Genomic DNA, 12,112 nt, shown 5'->3' with positions numbered 1-12,112 from the left:
ACCACCGTCTCGACACCGAACGGAAGGTGAAACCCAATGAACCACACCATCACTGGGCGCCGGGCCCTCGCGATCGCGGCTACATGGCTGACGGTGACCGTCATCGGGATCACCCCTGTGCTGGCCGAAACCACCAGCGCACCGGCACCAACGTCTACCTTGCGTGAAACCGCGCCCGCTGCCTGTCCGGCGTTGTACGTGCTGGGTGTCCAGAGTGGCGAGGAGGGTGCTGCGACCTCTGTCGACACCGGTGACACCGGGGTGCTGGGGCAGGCGTTCGGCCGGTTGGGTGCCGCGGTAGGCGCGGTGATCGAGCGGTCCTACATAGTCGTCGGCGCCGAGGTGAACACGACGAACTATCCCGCCGCGGTGACCGCCGCAGCCGAGCAGATCGAACAACGCGCCACCGAGGTCATCGACCGATGCCCCACGACCCAGATCGCGGTCGCTGGATACGCCCAAGGCGCTGCCGTAGCAACAACTTTCGCGGAGAAGGCCGGGAACGGTCAGTCGCGGGTCCCGGCCGACAAGGTCGCTGCGGTGGCGCTGCTGGCCAACCCGGCGCGCCGAGCAGCGACCGGGGCCCTCCCCGGTACTGCCAACGCTGTGGTCCCGGCCGCGGCGCCCGGCACGTCCGGAGCTGAGGTGGGCAAGATCGAGCTGGCCAACGTGGGGCTGTCCGGGGCTGGAATCGCCACCAGTGCGGCCCCGGCGAACTACGGGTCGCTGGTCGGTCGGGTGGCTGATCTGTGTGTGGCCGGGGACGCGACGTGTGATGTTCAGTCCGGGAGCCCGTTGTTGACCGCGGTCACCAATATCACCGGACAAGCCGAGGGTAAGGACCCGGTCGCTGCGATCGCCACGGTCGCCCAAGCCCTGGCTTCCACCGCGTTCAGCACGGCGGTCGGCGTCGTCAACGACGACATCTCCGGCACCAGCTTGGACCAGCTGTCCTATACCCCCACCGAGACTCTTGGTCAGCGCATCGCCGCCGCGTCCTCACCGACAGCCACCACACCGACCGAGTCCGACGCACTCTCGGCGTTGTTCAAGCTCGGCACGATCGGGTTGAACGCCGTGGTCTCGGTGGCCCAGAAGGTATTCACCGCCACGACCATCGCCGAGCTCGCCGCCGTGGGGCTGTCGAACCCGGCTGCCGCGGTTGCGGTGCTGGGGACGAAAGTCGCCGATGCCGTAGTGGATCTGGTTCCGCCGCAGTCGATCAGTACTTGGGTCAACGACGCGTTCGAGGCCATCACCTCCACCATCACCGAACCCCAAGACCTCTACACCACCTCGGCGACCGCCCAGTACAGCGACGCCTCCGGCCGCCGTAGCAGCTACAGCACCGTCTCGGTGACCGCGAGCGGTGACACCCCGCTGGCCGCGACGACGGCGTGGTTCACCGCGATCGCCCACGACCTCAGCGTCGCGACGCCGTCTCCAACGGAACAACCGACGCACTCGTCCACCACCGCGAAACCGACTGTCACACAGACCGGTTCGCTATCGGCGACGACCAGTCCACCGATGGCGCACCCCTAGACCCCTTCGGAGCACGACGGGCCCTGGTTCCTTCCCCCTGATCAGTGGCTCTTCCCAGCGGCGTGCTCCGAAGGGCCCGACCACCAACCGAACCACCTGATCGAGCGAGGAGGTGAACACCATGCCCACCGATGACCTGAGCCGAAGCCACGGCCTCGACTGGCTCAACAAACCAAGACCGCCACAACCCGATCCAGCGGAGCCACGGCGGCTCGGCGAGCGCGTCCACCGCCGCGCCACACCGGCGCGCTGGTCGCGCATCGTCGCGCTCAGCGCCGCCGCCGGCATTCTCACCGGCGCGGTCGCTGCGGTCGCGGTGGACATGTCAGGCAACGACCGCACCACCACCGTGGCCTCCGCGACAACGACGACCTTGCTTACTCCTGCCTCTCCTGTCGCCGCCACCGAGCGGGCCTGTGCCGGGCTCACCGCGCAAACGGTGACAGCGGGCGCCGGGGACACCACGACCCTTGCCGGTGTGATCGCGGCGTTCGAATACGCCTACTACGTCACACGCAGCGCTGAGGACGCGCTGCGATTGGTGACCCCGCAGGCCGGAATCACGCTCGAACCGCTGGCCGCCGCGATCACCGCGTTACCGGCCGACACCACCCACTGCGTCGGCATCACCCCCATCGCGGAGAACACCGCCGAGGTCCACCTGGTGGAACTGCATCCCGACGGCCGCCGCTTCGACTACCTGCAGGTGATCAACATCGCCGCCGCACCGCCAGCCGGGTTGGTTATCACCAACATCCAGAAGCGAGGCAGCTGATGCCCGCATCGACCCTCCAGCAGCATCCCCTCGCCGTGATCGGGGGCCGCCGGTTGGACCCGACCACGGTGACCCCGCCACACCGCGCGGCCAGTATCCGCGGAGAACCGCTGCCCACGACCCGGGCGCACCCACCGGCGGTCGCGATCGTCGGCGCCCACGGGGGAGCAGGGACCTCGACGCTGGCGCGGTGGTGGGCGCCCGCTGCGGACTGCGAACAGTCCTGGCCGGGCTCGCCACAGACCACCCAACGTGTCGTTGTGGCGGCACGGTTGTGCCTGCCAGGGCTGATCGCTTGCGCGGACCGGTTGCGGGAATGGCACGCCGGAGCAGCACCCGAAGGTGTCCAGGTCGTCGGAGTCGTGCTCAGCGCCGCCCGCCCGGGCCGAGTGCCGGCACCGGTGCGCCGTTACCGCGCCGTGGTCGAAGACCTGGCCGATCACGTGTGGGAGATCGGTTGGCATGACGAGCTCATCGAACGCGAACTCAGCGAACTCGCCGAGTTCAGCCCCTTCGACCCGGTCCCACAACGCCGCGCCCGCCTGACCGAAGCGGTGCCGCTGGATGTCCATCACGTCGGCAGCGAGCTCATCGACGTCCTCGCCTGCACGACCAAAAACCTTATCGACCAGCACGATTCGGAGAAATAGCGATGTCGGTTCTATCCGTCGTGGGCGACAGCGTGACGGTGCTGGCCCAAGAAATCAAGATCAACCCGACCGTCCCGCCGGGCGGGGACAAGCTGACCAACCTGGTCGGCTACCTGTCCTGGCTGGTCATCCTGGCCGGGGTAGCGGCCCTGATCTATGCCGGGGGCAAGTTCGGGTGGGAACGCTGGCACGGCGGCGCGGTCGAATCACCCAAGATCGTGTTCGCGGCCATGGTCGGCGGCATCATCGCCACCTCCGCCGGCGCCATCATGAACGCCGCCGTCACCGGAGGATCCTGATGCAGGCTCCCCAGTATCGCCACGAAACCCGCAGCATCACAACGGATTCACGCGCTGTGGCCATCGCCGCCGCCGACGGCACAGTGCTGACCGGAACCCGGTTCGGGAACCCCGACGCCGCGCTGACCGTGGTCTACCTGCCCGGACCGCTCGCCGACGCAAGCCATTTCGCGCCGATGATGACGCTGATCGACCGGCATTTCCGCGCTGAGGTCGCCCAGCTCGTGTACGAGCAGCGCGGCCACGGCAACGACCTTCCGCTGCAACCCGGACCCGCGGGCATGACCCAACTCGTCGAAGACCTGGACACCGTCATCTCCCATGCTGACGGTCGCGTGGTGCTGGTCGTGCATTCACTGGCCGCGATCGTCGCTCAGGAATGGCTCTACCACCACCGACGCGACCTCGCCCGCATCGACGCGATCGTCGCGATCACACCGGTGACCGAACTACCCGATCACGACAAAGCCCTCACCGAACACCCCACGGGGGCGGCCCGCCGGGCCGGTCGACGTCTCATCCACCAACTTTCCACCGCCCTGGGCGAGCACCGCCTGCACACCGACGCCGAACTCGAGGCCGCCCTCCACACCCTGCGTGCGTATCGGCGATGCGGGGCCGACCTAGCGGTGGTCGAAGACCTTCTGCGGGCGACACCGACCTGGATCGTGGCCGGGCACGCCGACCCAGTCGCGCGCTACGGGAGGGTCACCGAACTCGCGGAGACGGTGTGGGCCGAACTGAGCAGCCTGCGCGACGGGGGCCATGACCTGGCCCGAACCTTTCCCTGGTTGCCCGCCGCAGCGGTGTCTTCCGCGATCCGCGTGGCGCGAGACGCTGACCGGTTCGGAGGCCACTGGTGATCGCCGCACCGCTGCCCGCGCAGGTGTTGGCGCCACTGACACAACTGTTGAACTGGCTGGCCTGGTTCGTGCTGCTGCTGTGCGTGGCGCGCGCGACCTTCGTCGGCGGCCAACTCGCCGTCCGGATCTACCGCGAAGAAGCGATCGAAGGATTCCTCGGATCCCTGGTCGCCGCCGCACTCCTCGGCTCGGCCAGCGCCCTGGCCATCGCCATCCTCCCCACCACCTGACACCACAGGAAACCCCTATGCCACACAAACTTTCGCCCCCAACCAGCCCAATAATGATCACCTGGCTCGCCATCGTCATCACCGGCCTCACCGCCACAGGTTGTGGCGGCACCGACCCCGGCGACAACCAGCCGCTGCCCACACCCACAACGGAGCAGGTGGCTCCTACAGGGCTGAGCTGGCGCACCTACCAAGGCATTGATCTGCCGGTGGCGGTGCAAGGCCCCCGCGTGATCGACGGTGCGACCGCCACCGACTTCGACCGGTCCCCGGCCGGCGCCGCCCTGGCCGCGATCCACACGACCGTGCGCATGTCGGTCGCACCCGACAGCGGATGGGCGGCGGTCGGGCACCGCATGATCGCCCCCGGCCGGGGCAGGGATGCCTGGGCCACAGCACGCGCACAGGTCTCGATCACCACCCCGGCCACCGACACGGTGCCCACGATCCTCGGCTACCTCGTCACCGCCTATGCCGACACCGAAGCCCAGGTCCAGACCTTCTCTCTCTATCCGGACAACTCGACCACCCGCAACACCGCCACCGTCATCTGGGCCCCCGACGGGTGGCGGCTGCGCCTGCCCGACACGGTGACCGAGAGCCCGGTCACCGCAGTCGATTCCGTCCCCGCTGACATGGTCGCCCTGCCGAGACCCTGAGGACCAGCTCTGATGCGTGCCACTCGAACCCTCGTCCTGCTATTCAGCATCATCACCGCCGTCGTGATCACCGTCTTCGTCCTGACCATCACCGGCGACGACAACACCGACACCACCCAACCCCCTGCCAAGAACGGACAGGGCTCGACGACCGCAGCGCCATCAACGACACCGTCAGCAGCACGTCCGCCGACGGTCGACATGTTCGGCAACCGCCTCGAAGTCCCTGCCGAGGAAGCCGGTGCAGCGTTGCCGCAAAGCGCCCAGGAACGTGTCGACCCGGCGCGGCCGGACTATCTGAGCGCACCACCTGCACGGTTGCAGTGGCAGCGCATCTGGGGCGGCGCGGCGGTCGCGGTGTCGGGCAGCGACGGCCCTGCCCGCATCGATGCCGGTGTTGCCGAAGGGTTCGCGCGCACACCGCAAGGGGCCGCGCTGGCGGCGTTGGACGCGGTCGGACGGGTCTATGCCGCGCACGACCCGATCTGGCGAGATGTCGTGCGCGAGCGCTTCTACGGCGGCGGACAGCCGTTGATCGACCGGTTCGCGCGGTCACGGGCAGACACCCCGGGCGCAGCGCGCTACGTGACCGTGCCCGAAGGTGTGCGGATTCAACCGGGCTACCGCGACGACTTGGCCGTGGTGCAACTCGCGGTCCGTTCCACGACCGGATACGCCATCGCGACCTGGCCGATGGTCTGGGTCGAGGGCGACTGGCGCGTCCGGGTACCCGACGACATCGAAAGCCTCTGGCGCCCAGCAACTCCGACCGCGTCGTTGACCGGGTTCGGTGATTGGAAGGCCCGATCATCATGAACAGTTCTCTCGACGCTGCGGCCCCGCTGGCGGCAGGACCAGCCCGAACACAGGTCCCCGATATCGCGTGCACGGTGTTGCCGGGGGTGCGCGAGGCGTGCCAGTTCGGCAGCGCGGCCGTGGACGCGGCCGGTGATTCGGTGATCGACCGCTTTGTCAGCTTCCTAGTTACAGGCTTGGCGAAGCTTCTGAGAATGGGGATGACGTGGTGGACGACGTTACCATCGCCCCAATTATCTTCCTCGGCTGGGCAACCCGCTCCTGTCCTCACCCAGATCAGGGACTACACCGTCGGTCTGCAGGTGGTGCTCTTGACTGCGGGAATCATGCTCGCGGCGGCTCGGCTGGCACTGGCCAAACGTGGTGGCGTGGCGGGAGAAGCGCAGGAGAGCTTCCTCATGCTCGCTCGCGCCATCTTCGCGTCGATGACCTTCGCGACACTCATCACGGTAGGCACGAATGCCGGCGACCAGTTCGCCAACTGGGTGATTTTCGACGCTACGCGTGGAGATCTCGAGAACGCCATCGGCCGGATCCTCGACCCCGACACCATGGCCACTCTCGGGCCCGGGATTCTTCTGCTCGTTGGTCTGCTCGGCGTGATCAGCATGCTGGTCCAGTTGGTCATGCTGGTGATCCGGCAGGCGTTGCTGGTCGTGGTCGTCGCGGTGATCCCCTTGGTGGCCGCCGCATCCGGGTCCTCGGCCGGCTCGCAAGCCTACAAACGCCTTCTGGCGTGGTCGCTGGCGTTCGTGCTGTGGAAGCCGGTCGGGGCGCTGGTCTATGCGATCGCGTTCACCGTCCTCGGTGCCGAGGAGCAGACCGATCCCCAGCTGATGCTGCTCGGCCTGATCTTGATGCTGATGACCGTCATTGTGCTCCCCGCGCTGATCCGGTTGATCGCACCCGCAGTGGCCACCCTCGGCGGTGGCGGCGGCGCGGCATCAGCGTTGGCTGGCGCCGGTGCCGGGATCGCGATGTCGGCGGCCGGCAGCCGGGGGTCACAAGCCAGGAAGGTTTCGGAGGCCGAAAGGTCTGGCTCGTCGCCAGGGTCGTCGAGCCCGAGCGGATCGTCCCCTCCGCCGGGCGGCACCGGTGGGGCCAGACCGATGGCGGCGAATTCAGGCTCGCCACCCGGAGGGTCGGCCCCCGCATCGGCCGGTGGCGCGTCCAGATCTGCGCCGGCAGGCGGGGGTGGTTCGAGCGCAGGTGGTGCGAGCGCGGGCCGGGCCTCAGCCGCTGGTGCCGGTGGGTCGGGCAGTGCTGCGGCCACTGGTGCGATGGGTGCGGGCCCTGCTGGTGCGGCGATGTTGGGTGCCCAGCTCGCGGTCGGTGCACTGCAAGGCATCGCGTCAACCGCTCAACGTGCTGTCCCGGAATCGTCGGGCCAGTTGGATCCGGACTCGCTCGGTCCCGGGGAGGTCCGCCGATGAGCACACGAATGTATGGGCGGTGGGAACAGCCACGCTCGGCCGGGTTCTTCGGATTGACCTGGGGCGTGTCGCTCCTCGGACTCGGCCTGGTGATCACGGTGATGGTGTCGTTCATGATCACCCGCTCCCTCGAATTCGCGGGGGCGGTCCTGGCCGGGGCGGCGGTGGTGTTCGTCCCGCTGGCGGTGACCCGCAACGGGCGCACCGGGTGGGAACTTCTGCTGCTGCGGGTCCAGTTCGCGCGTGCGCGATCTCGCGGCGAGCTGACCTACCGTTCGGGTCGGTTCTCCCGCCTGCCGGGGTTAGCGAAATTGCCGGGCTTGCTAGCTGATTCACGTTTGACCGAGTACGAGACGCCGGGTGGGAAGCGGTTCGCGATGCTGCATATCCGGCGCAGCGACCACTACACGGTGATCGTGCGGGTGATCCCGCGGGGCAAGGAACTCGTCGACCAAGCCCAGATCGATTCCTGGGTCGAGGGATACGGCCAGTTCCTGGCCTCACAGAGCCGCGGTGGCGAAGTGGTCGCGGTGACTGCGGTGCTGGACAACGTCGTGGAAACCCGGTTGAAGCAAACCCGGGAAGTCACCCGGCTGATCCGCCCGAGTGCCCCCGTTTTCGCCAAGACGGTGATGACCGAAGCGGCTGCCGACAGCGGTGGGGTGGGGGTGCGGATCGAAGCGCGGATCGCGGTCACCTATCGGGCGATCGGCAAGGGGCGTATCCGGCGTGATCAGGCCGAGCAGGCCCGTGAGATCGGGCAACGCCTGCAATCGGTGTTGTCCCAGCTCGCCCGCGCCGGCTTGCCCGCCACACCTCTGCAGGCGTGGGAGGTGCTGGGGTTGGTGCGTAGCCGGTTCGACCTGGCCTCTCAGCGTGATGTGGAGGCGGCGGGGGATCGGATCGTGGAGTCGCAGTCGTGGGACTCGGTCGGCCCGCTGGCCCATCAGGACCGGTGGGATCACTACGTCCACGACGGGGCCCGCTCGATCACCTGGGAAATGGACGGCGCACCCCGCGGGGCGGTGATGGAAACCGTCCTCGAAGAACTCCTACGGCCGCGCCCGGACGCCCCACGTAAGCGCGTCGCGATCGTCTACCGCCTGCATTCGGCCGCGGAAGCGACCTCACTGGTCGATTCGGACTTCCGCGACGCGGTCGCCGCCGAACAGACCGAACGCGGGATCTCCTCGGCGGCGGCCCGCATCCGGGTCGGCAACACCTCCGCCGCGCGGGAGGAGCAAGCTCGCGGGGCGGGGTTGACTCGGTTCGGGGTGTTGGTGACGGTGACCGATCACCTCGACGCGGACCTGCCCGGCATCGAGGCCTCGGTCAAAGGGATGGCGGCGGCCTCGCGGTTGACGGTGCGCCGCTGCTACGGCTACCAAGCCGCCGGCTTCGCCGCCTCGCTCGGGATCGGGCTGATTTTGCCTGAGCACGCCTCCATCTCCGAACGGGTCTCGGGATGACCGGGCACATGAACGGCTCGCCCGACCGGGGCAAGCCCGCGAGAACCGAAATCATCGAGGGCATCAGGGTTCTGAGCAGAACCCGCCGCGCGGAAGTCGAGCTCGCGGCCACACAGGCCGGGCTGCGGGGCCGGCGGGCACGGATGCTGCTGTCCAGTGACGATCATCGCCGCGCGACCGCGGCGCGGCGGCGCGAGGGTGCTGCGGGGGATGGGTTCGATCTTCTCGCGCCGGTGTTGACCGACCGCGGCTACGTCGGTGCTGGGGGTGGGCGGGCGTCGGTGGTGCCGCGCACCCCGGAGTGGCGCGGCACGACTGTGCAGGTGGCCGGGTTGTGGCCGTTCTGCGTCGGGGCCAGCGCCCCAACTGCGGGCGTGCCGGTCGGCAGTCACTACATCACCGGTGCCCCGGTGCATTTCGACCCGATGTCATGGTTCCTGCGGGGATTCATCACCGCGCCGATCGCGTTCGTGTTGGCGCTCAACGGGTTCGGTAAATCCTCGCTGATCCGACGCATCATGACCGGCGCCGTCGCGGCGGGGGAGACCGTGCTGTGCATGGGCGACACCAAAGGCGAATACCGCGACCTCGTCGAGCGCCTCGACGGACAAGTCGTCGACGTCGGCTACGGCCACGGCACCATCAACCCCCTCGACGTCGGCGCCCTCGGCGCCGTCATCGCCGCACTCCCCGATGCCGATCAACGCCGCCAGGTGATGGCACGGGTCGAAGCCGGGCAGATCAACATTGTCGCCGGGTTGATCGAGCTGGTGCGCGGCGGCCGGGTCGAGGACTACGAGGAGGTGCTGCTCGCCGCTGGTCTGCGCGAGCTCTACAGCCCAGCTGGTGGTTTCACCCACGAGGACCCGCCGCTGCTGGAAGACCTGTTGGCGGTGATCTCGGCGGGCGGGGAGCGATTGCGTGCGTTCGCCGAGGAAGACGACGAACTCGCCTACCGGACGGCGACGAAACCGTTGCGCCGGTCGATGCGTGCCTTGGTCGAAGGACCGTTCGGGGCGATCTTCAACGGCCCCACCACGACCCGCCTGGATCTGTCGAGTCCCGCGATCTGCATCGACATCTCCCGCATCCCCGAAGGCGACACCAAACTGCTGGCCGCGGTCCTGATGACCTGCTGGTCCGACGGATTCGGCGCCGTCGCCGCCGCCCACGCCCTCGCCGACGCCGGACTGGCCCCCGCCCGGACGTTCGAGGTCGTGATGGACGAGATCTGGCGGGTGCTCGGCGTCGGGGAATTCATGGTCGACCGCGTCGACGCACTGACCCGCCTCAACCGCGGCCTCGCCACAGGGCTGATCATGTGCTCGCACACCATCAAAGACCTCGCCGCCTTCGATTCCCCCGCCGCACAAGCCAAAGCGCTCGGCTTCTTCGAACGAGCTCGGGCGAAGATCATCGGCCCGGTCGGCCCCGAAGAAGCCCACCGCATCGCCGCAGTCGCGGGGATGACCGACACCGAGAAACTGCTGGTCACCTCCTGGGCAGCGCCACGCCCACCCAGCGACGACGACCTCGACACCACGCGACGCGAAACACCGCCCGGCACCGGCTGCTATCTGCTCAAGACCGGGGAAGCCGAACAACCCGGCATCCCCTTCCGGATGGTGTTCACCCCCACCGAACGCGACTCCGAGATCCACAACACCAACCGCCGCTTCGACAACCTCGGCCAAACCCCCACCAGATCGGTGAGCCCGCGATGAGCGGCGCCGCTCGCGCAACGACCGCAGCCCTGGGCGCGGTCGTGTTGCTGATCGTCCTGCTCATATTCGCCGGTGTCGCCCAGGAGCAGAACTGTGCGCCGTCGACGTCGTCGAAAGGGAGTTCCTCGGCGTCGGATGGAACGAGGACGATGCCGATGGCTGAGGGCACCTACACCCTGACCTCGGGTTTCGGAATGCGGTGGGGCACAACGCATCAAGGCCAAGACTTCGCCGCCGCACCCAAGACCCCGATCTACGCGGTCGCCGACGGGGTCGTGGTGCGGGTGGGTGCGGCGAGCGGGTTCGGGATCTGGGTGGTCATCGACCACAACATCGACGGCGAGATCGTGTCCTCGGTCTATGGGCACATGTTCGCCGACGACGTCGAGGTCGAACAAGGCCAGAGCGTGGGGATCGGGCAGCTGATCGCCGGAGTCGGCTACAACGGTCAGACCGTCCCCGAAGGCCCGGACGGTGCACACCTACACCTGGAAATCTGGACCGGCGGAGGCCGATTCGGCGGCGGCACCGCAGTCGATCCGATGCCGTGGCTGCAGGGTGGGTCGGCGCCGACCAGCCCGGTCGGATCGACCGATGTCGCACCGTCGACGACGCCTACCCTGGGTGGCGGCACGGGGATCGAGGCCGGTGCAGCAGCAGGGGCCGAGTTGGCGCCGATGCCCGCGTCAATCGGGTCCGAGCGCGGATTGCAGGTCGACACGATCCGGTTGGCCCGCACCATCGTTCAGCAGTTTCCGCAGGTGCGTGAGATCGGTGGGCAGCGTGAGGATCCGCTGCCCGATCACCCGAGCGGGCGGGCGATCGACATCATGATCCCCGATCCGACGTCGGGGCAGGGCAAAGCGCTCGGCGATCGGATCGCCGACTTCGTGATCACCAACGCTGCCGCGTTGCGCATCGACTACCTGATCTGGCGCCAGACCTACCGCTCGGCCACCGGCGAATCCAACCTGATGGAAGACCGCGGCGGGACCACCGCGAACCACATGGATCACGTCCACGTCACCACCTTGGGCGGGGGATATCCCGACGGCACACCGATCGGCCCGGTCACCACGGACTCCGCGCGTGCTGCGACCACGACGGTGTGTGGGCCCGCCCTCGGCGACACCGACCTGGACCACGGCACGGTCCCCGAGGAACTGCTGGCCTGGTATCAGCTGGGTGGGACCGTGTGTCCGCAGATCACCTCGCCGTTGCTGGCGGCGCAGGGCAAACAGGAATCCGGGTTCCGGCGAGGGCTCACCTCCCCGGCGGGTGCGCAGGGGTTGGCCCAGTTCCTGCCTGGTACCGCGACCGCGCTCGCCACCGACGGGCAACCGTATGTGATCGACGCTGACGGCAACGGTGTGGCGTCGGTGTGGGACGACGGCGACGCGATCATCGGCCAAGCCCGCTACATGTGCGGCATCGCCGACAAGGTCGACACCTGGATCAGTGAGGGCAAGGTCGTAGCCCCCAACGGGCCAGCCGAGCTCTACCTCGCCGGCTACAACGCCGGCGAATACGCGGTGCTGCACTCGGGCGGATTCCCCACGGGCTCAACGGATTACGAGATTCAGACCCGCCCGTACGTGGCCAACATTCTCGCGACGGCCACCCAGATGACGACGACGCTGAGCTGAGGA

At 68.3% G+C, this 12,112-nt stretch carries 12 protein-coding genes; all 12 read left to right on the top strand.

Going from position 1 to position 12,112, the window contains the following annotated elements; all coding sequences use genetic code 11:
- Positions 1-36: 36 nt before the first annotated feature.
- The 12 genes from NCO8_RS20120 (at position 37) to NCO8_RS20065 (ending at position 12,109) form a co-directional block, all read left to right on the top strand.
- A complete protein-coding gene (locus NCO8_RS20120; RefSeq protein ID WP_067641762.1) occupies positions 37-1,545 on the top strand; it encodes a cutinase family protein in 1,509 nt (502 codons plus the stop codon).
- A 121-nt stretch (positions 1,546-1,666) separates the two neighbouring features.
- A complete protein-coding gene (locus tag NCO8_RS20115) occupies positions 1,667-2,320 on the top strand; it encodes a DUF8176 domain-containing protein (RefSeq protein ID WP_157105015.1) in 654 nt (217 codons plus the stop codon).
- A complete protein-coding gene (locus NCO8_RS20110; protein ID WP_157105014.1) occupies positions 2,320-2,970 on the top strand; it encodes a hypothetical protein in 651 nt (216 codons plus the stop codon). The genes NCO8_RS20115 and NCO8_RS20110 overlap by 1 nt, the downstream gene beginning before the upstream one ends.
- A 2-nt stretch (positions 2,971-2,972) precedes the next feature.
- A complete protein-coding gene (locus NCO8_RS20105) occupies positions 2,973-3,269 on the top strand; it encodes a hypothetical protein (protein ID WP_067641759.1) in 297 nt (98 codons plus the stop codon).
- Positions 3,269-4,132, top strand: a complete 864-nt coding sequence (locus NCO8_RS20100; protein WP_067641758.1) for an alpha/beta fold hydrolase — start codon at positions 3,269-3,271, stop codon at positions 4,130-4,132. The genes NCO8_RS20105 and NCO8_RS20100 overlap by 1 nt, the downstream gene beginning before the upstream one ends.
- Complete coding sequence (locus NCO8_RS20095; RefSeq protein WP_067641757.1) at positions 4,129-4,362, top strand: hypothetical protein; 234 nt, start codon at positions 4,129-4,131, stop codon at positions 4,360-4,362. The genes NCO8_RS20100 and NCO8_RS20095 overlap by 4 nt, the downstream gene beginning before the upstream one ends.
- A gap of 53 nt (positions 4,363-4,415) precedes the next feature.
- Entirely contained in the window at positions 4,416-5,021 is a 606-nt protein-coding gene (locus tag NCO8_RS20090) for a DUF8175 domain-containg protein (protein ID WP_067641756.1), read from the top strand.
- Positions 5,022-5,033: 12 nt separating this feature from the next.
- Positions 5,034-5,837, top strand: a complete 804-nt coding sequence (locus tag NCO8_RS20085; RefSeq protein ID WP_067641755.1) for a DUF8175 domain-containg protein — start codon at positions 5,034-5,036, stop codon at positions 5,835-5,837.
- Entirely contained in the window at positions 5,834-7,270 is a 1,437-nt protein-coding gene (locus NCO8_RS20080) for a TrbL/VirB6 family protein (protein WP_501193582.1), read from the top strand. The genes NCO8_RS20085 and NCO8_RS20080 overlap by 4 nt, the downstream gene beginning before the upstream one ends.
- A complete protein-coding gene (locus tag NCO8_RS20075) occupies positions 7,267-8,739 on the top strand; it encodes an SCO6880 family protein (RefSeq protein ID WP_157105012.1) in 1,473 nt (490 codons plus the stop codon). Before NCO8_RS20080 ends, NCO8_RS20075 begins: the two co-directional genes overlap by 4 nt.
- Positions 8,736-10,463: a putative type IV secretion/conjugal transfer ATPase gene (locus tag NCO8_RS20070; RefSeq protein WP_067641752.1), complete on the top strand. Its 1,728-nt coding sequence runs from the start codon at positions 8,736-8,738 to the stop codon at positions 10,461-10,463. The genes NCO8_RS20075 and NCO8_RS20070 overlap by 4 nt, the downstream gene beginning before the upstream one ends.
- Positions 10,460-12,109: a VldE C-terminal domain-containing protein gene (locus tag NCO8_RS20065; protein WP_067641751.1), complete on the top strand. Its 1,650-nt coding sequence runs from the start codon at positions 10,460-10,462 to the stop codon at positions 12,107-12,109. The genes NCO8_RS20070 and NCO8_RS20065 overlap by 4 nt, the downstream gene beginning before the upstream one ends.
- Positions 12,110-12,112: the final 3 nt, after the last annotated feature.

Source organism: Nocardia coubleae NBRC 108252 (assembly GCF_001612805.1).
GTDB classification, from domain to species: Bacteria; Actinomycetota; Actinomycetes; order Mycobacteriales; family Mycobacteriaceae; genus Nocardia; species Nocardia coubleae.
This window is presented reverse-complemented; position numbering and strand designations above follow the sequence as displayed.